Source organism: Nocardia gamkensis NBRC 108242 (assembly GCF_001612985.1).
In the GTDB taxonomy this organism is placed as follows: domain Bacteria; phylum Actinomycetota; class Actinomycetes; order Mycobacteriales; family Mycobacteriaceae; genus Nocardia; species Nocardia gamkensis.
Genome location: NZ_BDBM01000068.1, coordinates 1 through 19,233 on the forward strand (window position 1 = coordinate 1; position 19,233 = coordinate 19,233).

General features: G+C 66.9%; 16 protein-coding genes, 2 tRNA genes and 1 pseudogene. 4 read left to right on the forward strand and 15 right to left on the reverse strand.

What is annotated here, in order from left to right; genetic code table 11:
* From NG1_RS37945 to NG1_RS31975, 10 genes and pseudogenes are all read right to left on the reverse strand, one after another.
* A pseudogene (locus tag NG1_RS37945) lies at positions 1-205 on the reverse strand (hypothetical protein); the annotation flags it as partial.
* Positions 206-215: 10 nt separating this feature from the next.
* Positions 216-1,085 (reverse strand): NlpC/P60 family protein, encoded by an 870-nt coding sequence (locus NG1_RS31935; protein WP_062977146.1) that lies wholly within the window; start codon positions 1,083-1,085, stop codon positions 216-218.
* Between the two features lie 83 nt (positions 1,086-1,168).
* Positions 1,169-3,625, reverse strand: coding sequence for a hypothetical protein (locus tag NG1_RS31940; RefSeq protein ID WP_157114366.1), 2,457 nt, complete (start codon positions 3,623-3,625; stop codon positions 1,169-1,171).
* On the reverse strand, positions 3,625-6,150 hold the full coding sequence (locus NG1_RS31945) for an ATP-binding protein (RefSeq protein ID WP_062977150.1): 2,526 nt from the start codon (positions 6,148-6,150) through the stop codon (positions 3,625-3,627). The genes NG1_RS31940 and NG1_RS31945 overlap by 1 nt, the downstream gene beginning before the upstream one ends.
* Positions 6,150-6,689 (reverse strand): hypothetical protein, encoded by a 540-nt coding sequence (locus NG1_RS31950; protein ID WP_245660143.1) that lies wholly within the window; start codon positions 6,687-6,689, stop codon positions 6,150-6,152. Before NG1_RS31950 ends, NG1_RS31945 begins: the two co-directional genes overlap by 1 nt.
* Positions 6,686-6,946, reverse strand: a complete 261-nt coding sequence (locus NG1_RS31955) for a hypothetical protein (protein ID WP_040865441.1) — start codon at positions 6,944-6,946, stop codon at positions 6,686-6,688. The genes NG1_RS31950 and NG1_RS31955 overlap by 4 nt, the downstream gene beginning before the upstream one ends.
* A 16-nt stretch (positions 6,947-6,962) precedes the next feature.
* The gene (locus tag NG1_RS31960; protein ID WP_245660144.1) at positions 6,963-7,967 is read right to left on the reverse strand and encodes a conjugal transfer protein; all 1,005 of its coding nucleotides are present in this window, start codon (positions 7,965-7,967) and stop codon (positions 6,963-6,965) included.
* A 67-nt stretch (positions 7,968-8,034) separates the two neighbouring features.
* On the reverse strand, positions 8,035-9,159 hold the full coding sequence (locus tag NG1_RS31965) for a GAF domain-containing protein (RefSeq protein WP_040865439.1): 1,125 nt from the start codon (positions 9,157-9,159) through the stop codon (positions 8,035-8,037).
* Between the two features lie 380 nt (positions 9,160-9,539).
* Positions 9,540-10,433 (reverse strand): ROK family protein, encoded by an 894-nt coding sequence (locus NG1_RS31970; RefSeq protein WP_062977154.1) that lies wholly within the window; start codon positions 10,431-10,433, stop codon positions 9,540-9,542.
* Between the two features lie 50 nt (positions 10,434-10,483).
* Positions 10,484-10,936, reverse strand: coding sequence for a hypothetical protein (locus NG1_RS31975; RefSeq protein WP_157107009.1), 453 nt, complete (start codon positions 10,934-10,936; stop codon positions 10,484-10,486).
* Between the two features lie 267 nt (positions 10,937-11,203).
* Here NG1_RS31975 and NG1_RS31985 point away from each other — a divergent pair, with 267 nt between their 5' ends.
* Positions 11,204-11,926 (forward strand): MerR family transcriptional regulator, encoded by a 723-nt coding sequence (locus tag NG1_RS31985; RefSeq protein WP_062977160.1) that lies wholly within the window; start codon positions 11,204-11,206, stop codon positions 11,924-11,926.
* A gap of 372 nt (positions 11,927-12,298) precedes the next feature.
* Here the strand turns inward: NG1_RS31985 and NG1_RS31990 are convergent.
* Both NG1_RS31990 and NG1_RS31995 read right to left on the reverse strand, forming a co-directional pair.
* Positions 12,299-12,375, reverse strand: a tRNA-Pro gene (locus NG1_RS31990).
* Between the two features lie 47 nt (positions 12,376-12,422).
* Positions 12,423-12,496 (reverse strand) — tRNA-Gly (locus tag NG1_RS31995).
* Positions 12,497-13,548: 1,052 nt separating this feature from the next.
* Between NG1_RS31995 and NG1_RS32000 the strand changes: the two genes are divergently transcribed.
* Positions 13,549-14,499 (forward strand): GGDEF domain-containing protein, encoded by a 951-nt coding sequence (locus tag NG1_RS32000; RefSeq protein WP_040865435.1) that lies wholly within the window; start codon positions 13,549-13,551, stop codon positions 14,497-14,499.
* Between the two features lie 19 nt (positions 14,500-14,518).
* On the opposite strand, the gene NG1_RS32005 is transcribed toward NG1_RS32000, so the two are convergent.
* Both NG1_RS32005 and NG1_RS32010 read right to left on the reverse strand, forming a co-directional pair.
* Positions 14,519-15,331: an Fpg/Nei family DNA glycosylase gene (locus tag NG1_RS32005; RefSeq protein ID WP_062977161.1), complete on the reverse strand. Its 813-nt coding sequence runs from the start codon at positions 15,329-15,331 to the stop codon at positions 14,519-14,521.
* 23 nt (positions 15,332-15,354) lie between these two features.
* Positions 15,355-15,828 (reverse strand): ribose-5-phosphate isomerase, encoded by a 474-nt coding sequence (locus tag NG1_RS32010; protein WP_062977163.1) that lies wholly within the window; start codon positions 15,826-15,828, stop codon positions 15,355-15,357.
* 176 nt (positions 15,829-16,004) lie between these two features.
* Here NG1_RS32010 and NG1_RS32015 point away from each other — a divergent pair, with 176 nt between their 5' ends.
* On the forward strand, positions 16,005-17,111 hold the full coding sequence (locus NG1_RS32015) for a M48 family metallopeptidase (protein WP_062977165.1): 1,107 nt from the start codon (positions 16,005-16,007) through the stop codon (positions 17,109-17,111).
* A 40-nt stretch (positions 17,112-17,151) separates the two neighbouring features.
* On the opposite strand, the gene NG1_RS32020 is transcribed toward NG1_RS32015, so the two are convergent.
* Complete coding sequence (locus tag NG1_RS32020) at positions 17,152-17,793, reverse strand: mycothiol-dependent nitroreductase Rv2466c family protein (RefSeq protein ID WP_084499355.1); 642 nt, start codon at positions 17,791-17,793, stop codon at positions 17,152-17,154.
* A gap of 179 nt (positions 17,794-17,972) precedes the next feature.
* On the opposite strand from NG1_RS32020, the gene NG1_RS32025 reads away from it, so the two are divergent.
* On the forward strand, positions 17,973-19,205 hold the full coding sequence (locus tag NG1_RS32025; protein ID WP_062977169.1) for an NAD(P)/FAD-dependent oxidoreductase: 1,233 nt from the start codon (positions 17,973-17,975) through the stop codon (positions 19,203-19,205).
* Positions 19,206-19,233 lie beyond the last annotated feature (28 nt).

Below are 19,233 nucleotides of genomic sequence, written 5' to 3' on the forward strand. Positions count from 1 at the left end.
CCTGACCCGGAACCCCGGGTTGCCCCGGCTCGCCCGCCCCATTGGACTGCCCCGGCCCTGGCGATGGACCGGGCTGCCCCGGCACCGAACCACCCGGACGCGGCCGCTGCTGATCGGGCCGGTTCGACCACGGCGTCACCGGCCCCGGCGGCGCCTCGGCTTCATCGCCCGCCTCTATCTGCGGCTCTACTTCTGTAGGTGGCATCTTGTATCCATCACATTCCGCTGCCGAGCACTCGCTTCACCCGCACGTCATCGGTGCTGGGTATCGCCTGCTCGACGAAACCGCGGGTCGCCGAATCGAGGGTGACGAGCATCGTGCCGCTGATCGCGATTCCGACTTCGGTGGGCGCATTCTTTCGGTAGTTCCAAAAGACCAGGTCGCCCCCCGATACAGCCGACAGGTCCACCCGTTGACCGCACGCTCCTTGCGCCGCGACCGTGTTCGGCAGCACAACCACCGTGGTTCCCGAACTGTCGGACTGCCCGCATGGCCGCCCAGTCGCACCGCTCGGTTGCTGCGCGACGTCCACTGACGGCGGCAGCGCCACCGCCGCCGTGACTTCGCACCGCCCGCTCGACTGTGCGGCGGAGGCCTGATAAATGACTGATCTGGTGAACTCGGCAGCATCCGCTGGGCCACCGGCGCGGCCCTGACCTCCGTTCGACGAGGCTCCGGCTTGTGCGAGCGCGAGCCGACGCGCGCATTCGGCGCCGATTCCCGAATTACCCGAGAGCAGGGGCGGATCTTGGTAGGGGGCGTCCTTCAGCGCAGTGGCACACGCGCGCTGCCAGTCGGACACATCGGTGTCGTCCGGTGCGATGGTCAGTTGCGCATACGGATTCGTCGTGGGAGCGGTGGTCACCCCAGCCGCAGGTGCGCTGAGCGCAGTGGGCCGTGCCGCCGTCGACGCCCGGGTCGCAGTCACGGTCTGGGAGGGGTCGGGTCCCACCGCACTGTCGCACTGGTAGTGCAGGTCGGAAGCGATCGCCGATGTCGCACCGCCGATGACCAGCACCAGGCCCATGAGGATCACGAACAGGACGCCGACGCCCCCCAGCACCAGCCATATCCAGAACGGCATCAGTACGATTGTTAGGAGACGACCGATCATCGACTGCCTTTCTGTGATATCTGCCCCGCTGTCTTGCCCTCATCGCGGGGTGATCAGCGGCCGCGTGGGTTTCTGAGGGGATTGAGGATCCGGCCCGGAATCGCAGGCAGCGGCTGTGCGGGGTTCGGCTGTGGGAGCGAGACAGCACCCGTGATATTTCGGCCCGCCTGCCATTGGTCGGTCTGAGCAGCTTTGTCGATTTCGGAACGCAGTACTCGGATCCGCTCGAAGTCGTTAGGATTTTCGGCTACCCAGTTGGTGGCCGCCTGGACCCGCAGCGCATGCTCGTTGGAGATCCAGCTCCTCAACCGATCCGCTTCGGTTTGATTCAGGTCCCGGCCGTTGATCCGCAGCCGTGCGGCGGTGCCCGGAACCGGGCCCTCGGCATGGGCCTGCAGTGCATCGATCCATTGCTTGTGTGGATTGTCGATGTAATCTCTGCCGAGCTGGGCCAGCTCTTCCGAAATGTGTACACCGCCCTGATAATCACCTCGATACCGATCGACGCTGGCCTCCAACCCGTGGAACCTGGCCATCATCATTCCCGGATTCGAATGGAAGTCCCGCTCGAAATGCTTATGCGCGGCGACTACACGGCCGAGGTGCTTCGATGCGAGCGGCTCGTCGTCCGCGTGCCGGATGATATCCGCTCGTGCGATGGTCGCCCGTTGCCCTCTTCCCCAGCTGATACCGGCCATCCGGAGGGCATACTGCACGCTGCCCATCATGCCTGTCGCATGCGCGACATTCTCTGCCGCGAAGGCGGCCGCTCTTTCACTGTTGCGGCGCGCCCCGGACCTCGTAATTCCAGCCCGCGCGAAATCGGCGGAGGACACCCGATCGTAGGCGGCACCGTGCGTGGCATTTCTGAGGTCCCGCGAACTCAGGCCCCTCGCCTTATTCTTCTTATCGATATGATCTACCCGCGAGAAGGGACTCAGCGGGTTGAGACGGCCCGCGAACATCCATGCGGTGACCGGCGAGCTGTTGATGGTACTGACCGCGCCGAGCATTGCCAGCGGAGACAACGAGTTGGCCGCGCCGGAGTTGCCCATCCCCAATCCCATACCCATTGCGGCGCCGGCGCCTGCGCCCTGTGGCGATCCGCCGCTGTGTATCGCCGCCCCGATGCGGTTGGTCACCCAGTCATTGGCCTCGTCGATATTTCTGCTCAGCCGCCGTACCTGGACGATGGCGACGACCTCGACGCACGCTCCAATGACGAACACCACCATGATCTGGCCATTCGCTGCACGAAACAGGCTGCCCAGCAGCAGCTCGTATATGCCGAGGGCAATGACGAAGAAGGCCATCTTACCGGCGGCAATGAAGCCGTGGACCACGCATCGGACGGTGAACGTCTGCGTCGGACCGTAGATGTATCCGCCTGCGGCGAACCCGAAGATCGACGCGAACCCATAATAGATGACGTCGAGTACGGCCCACATGATCTTGAAGGACAAGTACGCGGCGAAGGCCAACAGAATGACCGCGCACAGCAGCAGCAGCAGTCCGGCCCCGATCTGACCGGGACCCGGATTCTCCACCGCGGCATACGCGGCACCGTCGCCGCAGGACCTCATTCCGTTCTTCACCCGGTCTTCGCTCCCGGACGTCATGCCGGCCGACCACGCCGCTCGACAGGACGGGTTGCTGTCCACGACGTGTCCGAAGTTCCACACCTGTAACGGAAGCCGCACGAAATTGTCCGCGTTGGTCGCTTGCACCGTAGCCACCAACTGGCGCGGATTCGGGTTGTTTTGCCCGTTCAGACCCGCCGCCACCGAGAGTCCCAGGTCACGTCCTTGCACCAGCAAACCGTGGTCGGACAACGCCTCGGCCAGCGGGTTGGCCAAGAAGAACACGCCCGCGATCGCGAATACAATCATCGTGACGACCTGCGTCACGGCCTTCGCGTACAGGGCGCGAACGATGAAATAGCCCACGAAGAATGCGCCGATCGCCAGCGCCGTCGCCGCCATCAGGGGTGTCGCGATCTGCACAGTCAGGTTCTGGGCCATCGCTCGCAACGGCGCGCTGATCAGGTTCAGCCACCCGAAATCCATTGCTTGACCAGGGAACCAAACCCCTGTTGTCACGGTGACCAGCCAAAGCGCGAACATCGGCGTCAGGATCATCCACAGCGCGAAATTCCCCAGGTTGAACACTCCGCCGTGATCGATCACCAACATATAGCTCGAGACATTGACTCCTTGGGAATCCTTGACATTCATCCAGCTGGTCGCACTGTTGGGTGCCGCCCCCGGCGCAATCGTGCCGGTCTGCGCGATGGATACCGCACCGACGAGACCCGGGAAGACGAACAGCACGAAGAGGGCGATGAGAACCCACGCGGTCCGACGGCGACGGCGGGACGCGGCGATCCAAGCCCGGAATCGCCGGAACAACACCTGCGGTCGCCCACGATCGATGTCCCAGAACTGCGATTCCCATGGCATCCCGAAGGAAGGCTGATCGGTGCGAATGCGCTGGCGGAAAATAGATCTCATCAGCGCGCCAATCGCTCCGGTAGGGCCGAACGCGCACCGGCGCCACTGGTCGGAGTGCTCGTAATCGCCGCGGCGCGGTCCGGACGCGCGGGACCCAAAACCTTGCCGCGCCCGATGCGGTTCAGCGCGTCACGCATGAACATCTCGCCTCGGCGTTCCTCGGGGATCTGACGGCCGGGTCCGACCGGAGGCGAGGTCTCTTCGCGAAGAATCTGCAACAGGAAGGGCGCTTCCTCCAGATCGACGCCCAACCACTCCAAACTGTTGCGCGCCAGCGTCTCGTCGCGCTGCCGGAAGACGAACCGGTTCGGGATGAGGTTGTGCGCCGCGCCTTGGAAGTCGGTGGCCGGGTCGTGCGAGGCAAGCCCGATCGCGGCCAGGTGCTTACGGCCGTCGCGGCTGAAATCGGAAGTGACCGCGGAGCCGACCTGCGTCTGCGTGAAGTGGTGCGCCTCGTCGCCGACCAAGAGGCCGAACCTGCCGTTGTCGGAGAGGAACGCCTCGCGCGCCGCCACGCCGACCAGTTCGTACAGCGCCGTGCCGAGCCGTTTCGTCAGCGGCAACCGGTTGTACAGGTGCGGCGTGGTGAGTTCCTCGGCGCTCGGCAGTTGCAGGTTGTGGCTGCGCACGACGGTCGCGGCGGCATCGAGGCGCAGCGGTCGCAACTTGGGGTCGAACAGCACCGGCACCCGCTCCACCACGGTGCCGAGCCGCGCCGCGAGATCAGCGTATTCCTCGCCGCGATCGGGGTGGTCCCGTAACCGGCGCACGACGTGATACAGATCGAGCAGACTCTTGATCTTGTGCTCGGCCATGCCTCTGGGCGACAGCAGGTTGCTCACCGCTGCGCCCGTGCCGGAGGTCGGCGACAGATCCAGTAGCGGCAGGATCGAGTCGAGCGCACGTTCACCCGCGATCCGCGGGGGGAACAACCGCAGCGGATCCAGCGACACAGTGGGATTGGCCAAGTCGATGATGACCGCGTCATCGATCGACCGCGCGAAATGCTCCCACTCGCCGACCTGACTGCGGTCGATCGCGAGGAACTGCCCGCCCATGTCGTGCACGAGCACGGCCATCAGCTTGAGGAAATAGGACTTGCCCGAGCCGAGTTCGCCGGTCACCGCGAACGAGGCGGACAGGTCGTGCAGCGCGGCCTCCATGATGCCGAAGTGGATCGGCTCGAAATGCCCCGAAAGCAGGTTGACCCCGATCACCGGCCCGCTGTCGTCACCGATCTGACTGGTGGTGAACGGCACGAAACCGGCCCACATGTCCGAGGGAACGATATGCGCGAAGTCATCGAAGGCCCGGCGGGGCGGGCTGCCGGGAACCAGCATCGACCACATGTCGACCTGCGCGCCGACCGGCGCGACCATATCGACCTGGAACCGCTTGTAGCGGCGCTTGAGCGTGTTGACCGCGTCCATCGTGGCGTCCCGCGACGGCCCGCCGATCGCGATGACGGTGGTGAACGAGACCTCTGATTCACCGCCGTTGACTTCGAAGTGCTGGTTGTACTCACCGAGCATCTGCGCTTTCGACGCCAGCGTGTTCTGCGCGAACGAGATTTCCTGGTCCCGCTGGTCCATCTGCTCGCCGAGCCTGCGCAAGTTGAGCTCGTTGTTCTTGAGGACTTGCTCGGCGGACTTGGTCGAGATCCGCATGCCCCAGTCGACGGTGACGTCGCCGAGGCCCTCCAGCACGTTCAGGAACTCGCTGCCTCCGGGAAACGTCATGCCCGCGTACGGGAATGAGTGCGGTGTCAGCATGGCCTGGTAGGAGGGGCGGTATTCGAAATCCGGCTGCACGACCTTGATCACGGGCACGAACGACGGACGGATACGCCGGTTGCTATCGGCCTGCGCCCCCTCGTCGAGCGCGGCGGAGCGGAAGACCGCCGCGGTCGCGTCGTCCAGCGCACCCGCGCGGGTGGGCGCCACCGGGTCCCCGGCCGCGCCGCGCGAAAGGTAGTGCTCCCACAACCATTGGAAAAGGGCGGCGGGCACCGGCTGCGGATCGAAGTCCCCGCCGATCCTGGACAGGATCTCGTTCGCCTTCTCGTCGTAGGCGTCCAGGTCGGCGCGTGCGATCGCCGTCGCGTCGATCGTGGTGGTGCTACCGCGCCACAGGCGCGACAACGCGGACATACTGGAGTTGCTGGCCCCGACCGGGATGGACAGCAGGAAGATGCGGGTCTGCGGCATGATCGCGTGCACGCGCTCGTAGGAGGCGACCACCTCGTCGGCGTAGTCCTCGCACTCGTCCAGGTCGACGCCCTCCACCATCTTGGTGAGCACGTCGATCGTGTTCAGCCGCGCCTGGATGCCCAACAGCAACGATCCGCTCGGTAGGTTGGTGACCAGCGAGTGATGGGCCAGCTTCACGTCGTACTTGTCACCGGCCTTGCGCAAGCCGTAACCGAGCGGATTGATGAAATAGGTCGCGGTGACCAGACCCGAATGGGTGAACTGGAGATTGCCGCGAATCGCCGCGGTGGGCTGTAGATCTCGTCCGAGTGCCATCAGGGGCTTCCTTCGGTGGAAGTACCGTTGCCGTTGTCCTTGCCGTTCAGTCGCCTCCACAGGTCGGTGGCCTTGCCGCTCCCGTTCAGCACCTCGAGCATCCGGATACCGGACTTCGGCTTTGCGGCCACCGCCGCACCGGGGCGGTCGGGCAGCAAGAGGACCACGGTCTCCTCGATGAACAGGGTGTGGCGCACCGAGTCATTGGTGATCGGCATGCCCGAGGCGGACACCGGCTTGCGGTAGACGATGAGCCTGCCCAGCCATAGGGCCCGTGAGGTCATCCGGACGCCGGTGTACGGCACGAGTCCCAGCACGAAAACCGACAAGATGGTCATGGCCAGACCTGCGATGAAGGTTACGGCCGGGTTGACCGGAAAAGTCATGGCGCACACCGACGTCACCGACATCATCGCCACACCGGCGGCGACTTGGGGCAGGGTGTACGGGCCGAACGGAAGCTTCTGCCCGTTCTGCGCCTTGCCGATCATCGTGGGAACACGTTTGACCGGCGTGAACACCTTGATCACTTGGCTCATCGATAGCCACCGATGGGGTGATCGGGGACGATGAGGTTGGCGTCCGTTCGCGCGTAATTGATGGTCGTAGGCAGAATCCAGATCACCACCCCGGCCATCAGCCCCGATCCGAAGACGACGATGATCCGCGCAGGCGAGAGCCTGGATTTGGCTGCCTCCGAGATCACCACGCCGATCGTGACGATGGCGATGATGATCATCCCGCCCCACCGGACAAAGATCAGGACGCCATAGAGGATGTTGCTCAGATTACCCATCGGGCTGCCTCTCGGATCAGTTCTGCGTCGCCGGCGGAATCGTCACCGTCGGCGAGGAAGACGAGGTCGAAGTGGGCGGCGCTGCGCCGCGTGAATCCTGACCGACGACCACCGCGAGCGGACTCGACAGAGCGGGAATCGGATCTATGGACACCACCTGCCACTGGCCCGCGTTGCGGATCATGGTGAGCGGGTATGCCAATGTCGCGGCGGCGCCGGTGTCGGCTTTCGGGTTGACGGTGGCCAGCACCTGAGCCTTCGCACCGCCGGAACCGCAGCTCGAATCGTCCGTGGTGAGCGAGGTCAGCTCGACGGCGGTGTAGGGAGGCGGCTTCAACGCGGCCAGCCCGGCATCCGGCGTGGTGTAGCGGGCCACGTCACCGTTTCCGGCCAGCATGGCGTTGAGGAAGCCCGCGGCGACCTGGCCGAGCGGCGTGTCCGGTGCGCAGGGCGAGCCGTAGGCCAGCTTGAGATCGACGCCCTTCGCGGGCGGTTCGACCACCGCGGGCATCGACAACGCGCGCAGCCGTCCATCCGACACCGACACCGCGACGCGGTAGAACTGCCGATGTTCCGGCGCGGCGGCGGCGCCGGCCTTGCCGACTCGCACCGACACGGTCACCGACCAGACGTCGACCGCCCCCGTCGAGACCACGCGCGACACATAGGCGACCGACGGGTCGGACACTTGACGCGCGGACGAAGGCAACGTGATCTGCTGATTGGAACCGACGAATTCGCCGATCCGATCCTGTTGCCCCGCAACGGCGGTCAGATATGTGACGACGAACTGCTCCGCGAAAGAACTTGCCAATTGCGAGCGCCCGATAATCGCCGTCGTCGAAGCGTCCGACGGCGGAGGCGGAGGGGAGTCGAAGACACTGAGAATGGCGTGGCCGCCGCCGAGCACGGCGAGTACCGCCAGTACGCCGACCACGATGTTGTCACGACGGCGGCGGGCGGCCATCCGGCGAAGCAGTGCCTCACCCGAATCTGCCGGTCCACGAACCACTGTCCTCACTCCCGGAATGGTAGAGAGCACATGGGTTCTCAACCGGCCGGTAGTTCCCAGTCGTGGGAATCAATCGTCAGCAGGCGGGGCTGCTTTTCATCCTGCCCGCCAGCCAATGCCGCAATTGTTCGTCATAGCCGATCGGCGCGCCGCACTGCCGGGGTTCCAGCACCTGGCGATGGGTTTCCAGCAACGGAACATCGTCGGCGACGCGAACCAGTTGCGCGATGGCCAGCTGCCTGCTCGAGTACCCGGGATAGGGGTAGAGCAGTAGCGATGTAGGGGTGTAACCTCCGCCGTAGTTGAGCACCCGCAGGGTCACCCCGGCGCTGTCACCGGAGCGTAGCCGGTCGCCGAGTTCCGCCAGCCGGGGACGGTCGTCGGGATGGAACACGTCCACCGGCCGGAAGAGATAGTCCCACCGCACCCATGGCGCGGGATCGGTGAGCCAGTGCGAAATGCTGGTGTGCTCGAGCTGCACCACGGCCAGATGCGTACCCGCCCGGCGGTGCGCCTCGCGCAACCCGATGCGCTCCAGAGTCGGCCACGCCGACGGCGCGTTCTCCGACGTCACGTCCTCTATCAACCACCAGGCACCGCGCGTGCGCTCGTCGTCGCGGGCACGAACGGTGATCCGCCACTGGGCCGGGCGACCGAATCCGTGCATCACCGTGGTGTCGAACTGCATCCGCTCACCGGGCTTGGGGTCGTAGAGCAGATCGAGCATCTCCGCGTGCCGATCGAAGCTCGACACCCGATGGAACAGTTCGGCGATCGACATCCGCGGGACGTATTGTTCCGCGGTGCTGCCCGACAGCCGTGTGATGCCGCTCGGCTGCTGGATGGTCTGACTGCTCAGGTCCCAGATGGCGCCCACCGCAGGGCGCAACGCGGGCACCCGCTCGGACGCGGGGCCCAGCCACAGCCGCACCGCGTGCACGTCCCCCGCGGGGCCGAAGATCGGACGGATGAGCAGTTGATGCCTTCCCGCCCGCGTCTGGATGGCCAGATCCACGTCCTGCGCTTGGTCGTGCGCGGTATGGATGGCCTCGGTCAATGCCGCGGTCGTGAGCTTGTCGTACAGCGCGGGCATTTTCGACAGCGTTCGCTGCACCACCCGCTGCCAGCTCGCGAACTCACGCGGTGCATCTCCCACCGACGCCACGGACATGCCGTCCGGCGCCAACGTCTCGATAGTCACCCATGGAATCACTGCGCCACTTCGCTTCGCACTTGCCCGACCAGCCGTTCCTCCGGGTCCGCCTCAACCCGGATGAGACATCTTGTGACTCAGGCAATGTACCGTTATTTAGCGGCTCAATCAACCTGCGACCTCGGCCGCCCGTTCTCATGAAGTCTGCGGCACGTTCACGAGACACGCGTAGGGGTGTTCATTTTGTTCACGTTAAGTTCCGCCAGAAGCCCTCCTCGACCGGCGCACAGGGCAATGGCACATCTGCCGCAAACCGGCATACAAGATCAACGGAAGCTGCCTGCCGACGCTGACAGCATTCCCCTGGCAACTTCGTACGAGGGCTTGAACTCGCTCCCGCCCAGCGTATTACGCCGCGGTGCGATAGCTCAGGCATTCCTTCCGGAGAGCGCCAGCACACCCGCGCCCATGATCGTCGCGACCTCACCGAGCTGCGAAGGAATGACGCGCAATCCCGGCAGGAAGCTCAGCCGAGCGTGCGTGGCCACCGCCTCGCCGAGCGGTTTCCACAGTGCCGGCCCCGCCTCGGAGAGCGGGCCACCGAGCACCACGAGGTCGAGGTCGAGCAGTGCCGCCACCGAGGCGATCGCCCGTCCGAGCGCCGTGCCGGCCCGTCCGAGCGCCGCGGCGGGAATGTCCTCGCCGACGCGGGCGGATTCCAGCAATTCCGGGACCGACGTGCCCGCCCAGCCCTGCTCTCCGGCCCAGCGCACCATGGCCAGGCCACCGGCGACCGCTTCCAGGCACCCGCGGCCGCCGCAGGAGCACCGATCGTCGAAGCCGGGGACCAGGACATGACCTACGTGTCCCGCATTGCCGGTGCGCCCCACCAAGACGAAGCCGCCTACCACGACCCCGCCGGTGATGCGATCGGAGATACTCAGCGCCAGGCTGTCCATCACCGTGCTCGTCGCGCCGAAACCTCGCTCCGCCAGCGCCAGGCATACGCCGTCCAGCGCGAGCGGAACCTGCGCTTCCGGGAACAGCTTCCGCGCGGCTCGGACGATTTCGAAACCCGCTCGCCACTCCGGAACCTCGGAGGGGGCGATCACCCCGGCCGCCATATCGATCGGCCCTGCCGAGGCGACGCCGAGGGCGGTGACCTGGTCACCGCCCGCGACCTCGAGCAGCAGCTCCTGGCATCGGTCCCAGGCGCCCGTCGCCGGGATCGGGATCCTCCGGATGTCGTCGGTGTCGACATCGTCGGCGACTCGGGTCGCCGCGAAGCCCGACGACCCGATCTCCAATGCCAGGACTGTCATGAGTTACGCACCACCGAACGACTCGACGCGAAAAGCTGCACGCAGCATAGTCACAGGCCGTCGGTGCCGGTCGGCTTGAGGGGCTGCCCGAGCACGATGTGCCGACGAGGCGCGGGAAGCGTGGACACGGTGCGCAGCGGACGCGGTCCGGTGCGGATGATCCGCATGGGGCGTTTGTGGTCGATCGGCGCGGCCCGGTGCCGGTCCAGGTTCTCGATGACGCTGCCCGAGTTGTCGTAGGCGACACCCGCCCAGATCATCGCGCGGGGACCGTCTCCGCGGGTGGTGAGAGCCTGCGCCAACTGCTGGCACTGCGCGAGCAAGGGGCAACTCTGACAGGTGCGCACCGCCGCTCGCCAGGCATCCGGATTCCCGGTGTCCATGTCCCAGTTGTCCGGGACGTCGGCGCACGGGGGCCGCTGGTTCGACTTTGCCGGAATCGACGAGACCTTTGCTGATGCAATGGATCCCGTGTCCATCGGAAGGGTTCGCGTAATGCTCATAGCCATCTCCGGGGATGCCGAGCACACACCTATGGCAGGTGCGTGGCCCATGGATCGGACGGTCATCAGGGCTGCTCAACAGTCCCCGGAACCCAGCCGCGATAAGCTGGTCTACGCACGGTAGCCCACTGTTGCCCAGCACACAACCTCTTGTACCGCTATGTAACGGCTCGTTGACCTTGAAGCAACACACAGCTACCGTCTTTAACGGCACGTTATGAAACGGACCATTTTCCACGGGGGCCCGACTATGGTTTCCTTTTAAACATGGCTGCAGACTCTGAATTCACGATCGACGAACTGGCACGGGCAGCCGACACCACCGTGCGCAGCGTCCGCGTGTACCACGAGCGAGGTCTCCTGCCCTCGCCGGAGGTGCGCGGGCGGATCGGGTACTACGGGTCGGACCATCTCAACCGCCTGCAAACGATCAGCCGCCTGCTGGGGCGGGGCATGAAGCTGAACGGGATCAGGGAGCTGCTGGAAGCCTGGGATCGTGGCGACGGACTTGCCGACGTACTCGGAGTGAAGAACGCGAACGCGGCCGAAGCGGACGCGGAAGCAACCACCGAGCCACAGGACAGCTACGCCGAGTTACCGGAGTACGCCAAGCAGGCGCTGGCCTCCAGCGAGGACCCGCTCGAGGCCTACCGGGTCACGAATCCCCGGTGCTGCGATCTGGCCACCCGGCTCACCGACACCGGGCTGCCGATGCAGGACACGTTCCAGTTGGTCGAACGTCTGCGTGCCGACTGCGATCGCATCGCCGACCGCTTCGCCACCGAGTTGTTCTTTCGCCTGGCCGGGCAGACCTACGAAGACTCCGCGCGGACCCCGCGGGACCGCACCAAGCTGGAGACCGACCTGGCGATCGCCCGTTTGATCGTCACCCGCGCCACCTCGGAGCTGATCGACCAGGCGTTCGCCCGGCACTCCGAGCTGCCGCCGTCCACGGTGGCCTCCAGCCAACAGGCGCAAGCCGAGCAGTGACGGCGCGGTCGCGAACCGACCGTTCGCCTATTTCCATCCGGCACTATCGAATACTTACGTAGACATTCGCATTCGGGCTTTTTCGAACCGTCCGCCGGTCGCCGTGGGCGAATGACTCGAAGCCCGGTTCCGGCGCGACGAACACGACGCCCGGCGAATCGCTGAACATACCTACGTAGGACCAGTGCCGAAGAGTTGCCACGGGATGTCCCGGCGGCGACGCGGCGCCCCTCCCCCGTCTCCGTACATCGATCCCGGCAGTTCCCCCACACGTGTGAAACCCGGTGGGATGCGTGGGTGTACCGATCCGAGGAGACACGGCGCAGCCGCCGCTACCGTCGAGACCCGAGGACGAATCCCGCCCCCGAACGATGGTCGGGGTGACAGGATTTGAACCTGCGACCCTCCGCTCCCAAAGCGGATGCGCTACCAAGCTGCGCTACACCCCGTGGCCCTCGCGGTGGCGGGGCGGCCGCCGACGAGGATGAATGCTCCGTGGAGCGGGTGACGGGAATCGAACCCGCACCATCAGCTTGGAAGGCTGAGGTTCTACCATTGAACTACACCCGCAGGCATACGACACCGATGGGATCGCCACGATGTCGTGTGCGATCCGACTGTACCGAACCCGGCTTCCGAAACGCCAATCAGCCCCCCGCGCAGCGAGATCTCGCAGGTTGCCCGGCGGAGCGCTCCAGGGTTGCCGCGCCCAGTGTCGCACGGCGGGCCCGCCGGCACACGGTGACGCGCTCGAGAAAATTTAAAGGTTCTTTTTCATTGAAACTCTGGCGTGTCGGATTCCGGTGGGCGAAACTCGAATGACACACTTGTCACCCCAAGAACATCGCTCGAGGGATTTCCGATGAGGACCGCGCGACTCGCCGTCACGGCCGACACACTCGGTGTGTCGCCGAGCCACGGGCGCGCGGCCGCGAGCGACTCGACACGGCGCACGCGCGGACGAGGTCCATCCCGCGAACCCTCGGCCGATCGCAGAGCAACCCGTCCGCGGGGAGCGTCGGCGCATCGAGCGGCCATCCCGCCCCTCCCGCCGGTGCGCACCGCACCCCCGGCCGAGGCGGGCTCCGGTGTCGCGGCCCGAATCGACGGCGTAGGCGACCCGAACCGTATCGACCGGCCCACTGCCGGTAAGCGACTACCCTCGGAACACTCGGCACAACCATTCGGAACACGACAGGGAAGACGAGGACGTCGCGTGCGAGAACAGATTCTCGTGAGGCGAGCGGCGCCGGGCCGAACCGGACCGTCGCCGTTGCTCGCGCACCATTCCCCGCCCACCTCCCGCAGCGTGTCGCCAGCGCGTCGCGGCGCGATTTTGCAGCGAACGAGAATCGGGTGTAACACCAACGCGACGGGAACGATCACATACCCGATCGCTGTTCGCGAGGCATCGAGAACACGTTGCAAATCAGCGCTTTTCGATGCCGAGTGGCTTGCTAGGATCCTTTTTGCCGGACGGGGGTATCTGGAAAGGGGGCGGTGAGCGTGCGCCGAACCAGGTGGACACAACCGCGTAGCAGTGGGAACGATCAGGGTGACGCCGGCACCTGTGTGACTACAGGGCACCTGGGTACCGACGTCACTCACACCGGGTGAGTCCGATGTCGACCGACATCGAGCCCCCGGTAGCCGCCATGGCCCGCGCCTGGGCCCGTGCGGTCTGCGCCGAGCCCGGTTCGGGCGCGGCGCCCCAGCACTTGGAACCGGTGCTGATCGAGATCGTCGAGCGCTTGCTCAGGCTCGCCAGGTCCGAACCGTTCCCGGTGCCCGAAGCACGGATGCTCGGTGCCCGGCTCGCCGAGGCGCCGTTCGACCGGATCCGGATGCTGGCGCAGGCCACGCGCTGGCTGCTCGGTTTCCCCTCCGGCGCGCCCGGTTCCCTGGTGGCCACCCGCTGGCCGTTCATCGCCAGCCAGGCCATCGACAGTTACGCCCAGGCGCTGCAGGAGCGCGCCCTCGCCCAACAGGAGCAGAACCTGTCGGCCAAGGTGTCGCTGCGGGTGCAGGAGATCGCCGCCTTACAGCACCGGCTGCGCCACGAGGCCACCCACGACGCGCTCACCGACCTGGCCAACCGGACGCTGCTGCAGGACAAGGTGCGGCTGATGGCCACCGACCCGACCCGCGGCGTCGGACTGCTGCTGATCGACCTCGACCGGTTCAAGCAGATCAACGACGGCTACGGACACGCGATCGGCGACGAGGTGCTCGTCGAACTGGCCGGCAGGCTGCGCGAAGCCTGTCCACCGGACACGGTGATCTGCCGGTACGGCGGCGACGAGTTCGTGCTCGCGACCAACCCCCGCCACAACAACCTCGGAGATCTCGCGCATCGGATCGTGGCCGCCCTGCGTGACCCGGTCTGGTCGTCGGCGGGGCCGGTGCCCGTATCCGCCAGCGTCGGCACCGCCTACAGCCCGCCGGGCAGCCCGATCGATTTCACCGACCTGCTGCGCCGCGCCGACCGCGCGATGTACTCCGCCAAGACGGCAGGCGGTCGCCGTTTCGCCCTCGCGGACGAGCCGGACATCGACACCGCCGTCGCAGGCTGAGCCGCACCGACCGGCCGGGTCAGCCGGGCTGACAGGTGGGACACCAGAAGAGATTCCTGGCCTCCATCACCTGATGGGCGATCGGGGTCCCGCACAGCCGGCACGGGGCGCCCTGGCGGCGATAGACGTAGGTGCGCGGACGATCCTTGGCATACGACGGCTCGCCGTGATCGTGTTCGGGCCGCACCACGACCATCTTCCCGACGCGCACCCCCACCCGCATGAGCGCGACGAGATCCGACCACATCTGCGCCCATTCGCCCGCGGACAGCCCCGTGCCGGGGCGGTGCGGTGAGATCCGATGCCGGAAGAGCAGTTCCGCGCGATAGACGTTACCGACCCCGGCGACCACCTGCTGGTCCATCAGCAGCGCGCCGATCGGCCTGCGGGAACGCTGGATCCGCCGCCATGCCCGGTCGGGGTCGGCGCCGCGCCGCAGCGGGTCCGGGCCGAGCCGGTCGGTGAGCGCCGCCACCTCCGGTGGCAGCAGGATCTCGCACGCGGTGGGCCCCCGCAGGTCGGTGCCGAAGCCCGGCTGCCCGTCCTGGCCCCCGAACATGCGCATCCGGACCTGGCCGACCGGCTCCCCCATCGGCAGCGCGGATTCGGTGAAGGTGCCGTACAAGCCGAGATGCACATGCACGACCAAGCCCGAGTCGTAGTGGTGCAGCAGATGTTTGCCCCACGCCTCGGATTTCGTCAGCACCTGCCCGTCCACCCGGGCCGCGCCCGCGGCGAACTTGCCCTGCGGGCTCGACACCCGCACCATACCGCCCGCGAGTCGCCGCTGATGCAGCCGCGCGAGGCGGTGCAGTGTATGTCCTTCCGGCACAGCCCGTTACGACCTCGGTACGCTCAGTACGCGGGGACCGCGGGGGCGACGCCGGTCTTCTCGTACTCGGCCAGGATGTCGATGCGCCGCTGATGGCGCTCCTCGTCCGACCACGGGGTGGACACGAACGCGTCCACGATGGCCAGCGCTTCCTCGGTCGAGTGCATGCGGCCGCCGATACCGATCAGTTGCGCGTTGTTGTGCTCGCGGGCCAGCTTCGCGGTCTCCACGCTCCAGGCCAGCGCGCAGCGGGCGCCGGGCACCTTGTTCGCGGCGATCTGCTCGCCGTTGCCGCTGCCGCCGAACACCAGGCCGAGGCTGCCCGGATCGGCCACCGTCCGGCGGGCCGCCTCGATGCAGAAGGCGGGGTAGTCGTCGAGCGCGTCGTACTCGAGCGCACCGCAGTCGACGACCTCGTGACCCGCCTGCTCCAGATGGGCCTTGACAAGATTCTTCAGTTCGAAACCGGCATGATCGGCACCCAGGTAAACGCGCATGGCAGGCATTGTGTCAGGCGGCCGCCGCGCGGGCGGCAAGAGGGCATCCCCCGCGATCAACACCGGGACCCGCCTGCGCGAATCGAGTGATACGCCAGTTGTGTTGGCGGCCACAGGGCCCGGTGACACGACCGACGCGCAAGCCCCGTTCCCGGCAACTGAATAGAGTTCATCCCATGCAGCCGTTCGAACCCCAGCCGCCCGACCAGGCGGGCCGACAGGCCGACCCGTATGCCCAGCAGGGCGGGTGGGTCTCGGCTCAGGACACGCCTGCCGCACCCTACGGACGGCCGTACACCTCGGGCTCTTACCCGGCCGCTCCCCCCGCGTACCCCGCGCCGTACGGGTCCTACCCCGGCGCTCCGATGCCGCCCCCCGCGCCGCCGCAGCGGCAGCCTCGCGGTCTGTCGCCCTTCGGCATGCCCGCCCGGCACAGCTGGGAGATCCCGATGCTCGTCGTCGTGGTGGTGCTGACCGTGTTCGCGTACCTGATCGCGCTGGCGCTGCTCGCCACCGGGAACTTCGACCAGTACGTCCTGGCGTTCGCGGCCGCTCCGCTGCTGCTGTGGTTCGGCCGCGGCGTCAACTACGCGGGCCAGCGGGTCAACGGCGTACGGATGTCGCCGACCCAATTCCCCGAGGGCTACCAGATGGTGGTGGACGCCGCCGCCCGCTTCGGCATGGCGAAGGTGCCGGACGCGTACGTGGTGCTCGGCAACGGCCAGATCAACGCGTTCGCAAGCGGACACGGCTTCCGACGCTACGTGGTGGTCTACAGCGACTTGTTCGAGATCGGCGGCGCCGCGCGCGAACCGGACGCACTGGCGTTCATCATCGGGCACGAGGTCGGCCACATCGCGGCGGGACACACGTCGTATTGGCGGCAGCTGGGCATGTTCCTCGTGCCGTTCCTGCCGATCATCGGCAGCAGCCTGATCCGCGCGCAGGAGTACACCGCCGACAACCACGGTTTCTGCAATCGGCACACCGGGGCGTCCGCCGCCATGGGCACCCTGGCAGCGGGCAAATACATGAACAGGCTGGTCGGCTTCGACGAGATGGCCGACCGGGCCGTCGTCGAGAAGGGATTCTTCGTCTGGATGGTGAACGCCCTGTCCAGCCATCCGGTACTCACCTGGCGGATGTGGGCGCTGCGCGACCGCAGCAGGCACGGGAAGCTGTTCCTGCGCCCGGCGCCGCCCGCGGGCGCGAGCGTGCCCGCGGGCGGCTACGCGAGCTCCTACGGTCAGCTACCGGCGAGCCCGCCGAAGTCCGTGCTGTGACGATGCGCGGGTGCCGCACGTCGGCACCCGCGCACAGTGCTCAGTCGAACGACGGATCTTCCGTCCGCGTGCGCTTCAGCTCGAAGAAGTGCGGGTAGGACGCCAGCGCCACGGCGCCGTCCCAGACCTTGCCCGCCTCCTCGCCGCGCGGGATCCGGGACAGGACCGGGCCGAAGAACGCGGTCCCGTTGATGTGGATGGTCGGGGTCCCGACATCCGGCCCCACCTTGTCCATGCCCGCGTGGTGGCTCTTGCGCAGTGCCTCGTCGTAGTCGGTGCTCTCGGCGGCCGCGGCCAGCTCGGCGGGCAGGCCCACCTCGGCGAGCGAGTCGGCGATCACCGCGGCGAGGGACTCCTCGCGGTTCTCGCGTTCGTACTCGGCACGCCGGTTGTGGATGCGCGTGCCCATGGCGGTGTACAGCGGCAACAGGACCTTGTCGCCGTGCTCCTGCGCCGCGGCGATCGCGACGCGGACCGGACCCCAGCCCGTGGCGAGCAATTCCTGGTACTGCGGCGGCACGTCCTTGCCCTCGTTCAGTACCGACAGGCTCATCACGTGGAAGCGGGCTTCGATGTCACGTACCTGCTCGACCTCGAGAATCCAGCGGGACGTGATCCAGCACCACGGGCACAGCGGGTCGAACCAGAAATCGACGACGTCCTTGGTGGCTTTGTCGGTCACGGGCGGCTTCCTCTCGATCACATCTGGACGGACGGCGGACACACTCGGCCGCCCTACCGAGCAACCACGGCGGCTCGCGATTCGTTCCCATCCGCGGGGCCGTTTTCCCGAGCGACGCGCACGGCTGCCAGTAGGGTTGGTCGGCAGGAGCTTGGTTCCCTTCGGAGAAGGAGTCCGCGATGAGTTCTGACCGGCGTTTCGTCATCGTGGGCGGCGGGCTGGCCGCGGCCAAGCTCGCGGAAACGTTGCGCGCCAAGGACTTCGACGGAACCGTGACGCTGATCGGGGCCGAGGAGCACTTGCCCTACGAGCGGCCGCCGCTGTCGAAGGAGCACCTCGCGGGGAAGAAGTCGCTGCCCGAGTTCACCGTCGTTCCCGCGCAGTGGTACCGCGACCACCACGTCGAGGTCCGCCTCGGCACCACCGTCACCGGACTCGACCCCGCCGCGAAGACGATCACCCTGCCCGACGATTCCACCCTGCCCTACGACAAGCTCGCCCTCGCCACCGGTTCGACGCCGCGGACGCTGCCGGTTCCCGGCGCCGACGCGCCCAACGTGTACACGTTGCGGACCATCGAGGATTCCGACACCTTGATCGAACTGTTCGGCAGCGCGCGCCGGATCGTCATCATCGGAGCGGGCTGGATCGGCCTGGAGGTCGCGGCGGCAGCGCGCTCGGCCGGGGTCGAGGTCACCGTCGTCGAACGCGCCGACCTGCCGTTGCTGGCGGTGCTCGGCCCCGAGATGGCCCAGGTCTTCGCCGACCTGCACCGCGCCAACGGTGTCGATTTCCGGTTCGGCGCTCAGGTCGACGCGATCACCACCGAGGAGGCCATCGCCACCGACGTCGCCAACGGCGTCCGGCTCGCGGACGGCAGCACGATCGAAGCCGACGCGATACTGGTCGCCGTCGGCGCGCGCCCGAACGTCGATCTGGCCGCCGATGGCGGGCTCGCGGTGGACGACGGCGTGCTCGTCGACGAACGCCTGGCCACCAGCGATCCGGATATCGTCGCGGTCGGTGACATCGCGGCGCAGCAGCACCCGGTCCTCGACCGGCGGATCCGGGTGGAGCACTGGGCGAACGCACTCAACCAACCCGCGGTCGCCGCCGCGACCATGCTCGGCGAGCAGGCCGCCTACGACCGGCTGCCCTACTTCTTCACCGATCAGTACGACCTCGGCATGGAGTACACCGGGTTCGCCGCACCAGGTGAGTACGCCAGGGTCGTCGTGCGCGGCGATACGGCGGCGCGCGAGTTCGTGGCGTTCTGGCTGGACTCCGACAACCGAGTGCTCGCCGGGATGAACGTGAACGTCTGGGACGTGACCGACCGGATCAAGGAACTGATTCTCGCCGGCGATCCGGTCGACCCGGACCGGCTGGCCGACACCACCACCAAGCTGTGACGTGGATCACCGACGAGTTGGGTCGAAT

What these genes read in the sequence shown, in the direction of transcription:
- NG1_RS31975 (WP_157107009.1), bottom strand. Translation starts at nt 10,936, where the DNA reads ATGAGCATTACGCGAACCCTTCCGATGGACACGGGATCCATTGCATCA.
- NG1_RS31955 (WP_040865441.1), bottom strand. Translation starts at nt 6,946, where the DNA reads ATGGGTAATCTGAGCAACATCCTCTATGGCGTCCTGATCTTTGTCCGG.
- NG1_RS32025 (WP_062977169.1), top strand. Translation starts at nt 17,973, where the DNA reads ATGAGTTCTGACCGGCGTTTCGTCATCGTGGGCGGCGGGCTGGCCGCG.
- NG1_RS31935 (WP_062977146.1), bottom strand. Translation starts at nt 1,085, where the DNA reads ATGCCGTTCTGGATATGGCTGGTGCTGGGGGGCGTCGGCGTCCTGTTC.
- NG1_RS32015 (WP_062977165.1), top strand. Translation starts at nt 16,005, where the DNA reads ATGCAGCCGTTCGAACCCCAGCCGCCCGACCAGGCGGGCCGACAGGCC.
- NG1_RS31970 (WP_062977154.1), bottom strand. Translation starts at nt 10,433, where the DNA reads ATGACAGTCCTGGCATTGGAGATCGGGTCGTCGGGCTTCGCGGCGACC.
- NG1_RS32010 (WP_062977163.1), bottom strand. Translation starts at nt 15,828, where the DNA reads ATGCGCGTTTACCTGGGTGCCGATCATGCCGGTTTCGAACTGAAGAAT.
- NG1_RS31945 (WP_062977150.1), bottom strand. Translation starts at nt 6,150, where the DNA reads ATGGCACTCGGACGAGATCTACAGCCCACCGCGGCGATTCGCGGCAAT.
- NG1_RS31985 (WP_062977160.1), top strand. Translation starts at nt 11,204, where the DNA reads ATGGCTGCAGACTCTGAATTCACGATCGACGAACTGGCACGGGCAGCC.
- NG1_RS31950 (WP_245660143.1), bottom strand. Translation starts at nt 6,689, where the DNA reads ATGAGCCAAGTGATCAAGGTGTTCACGCCGGTCAAACGTGTTCCCACG.
- NG1_RS31940 (WP_157114366.1), bottom strand. Translation starts at nt 3,625, where the DNA reads ATGAGATCTATTTTCCGCCAGCGCATTCGCACCGATCAGCCTTCCTTC.
- NG1_RS32000 (WP_040865435.1), top strand. Translation starts at nt 13,549, where the DNA reads ATGTCGACCGACATCGAGCCCCCGGTAGCCGCCATGGCCCGCGCCTGG.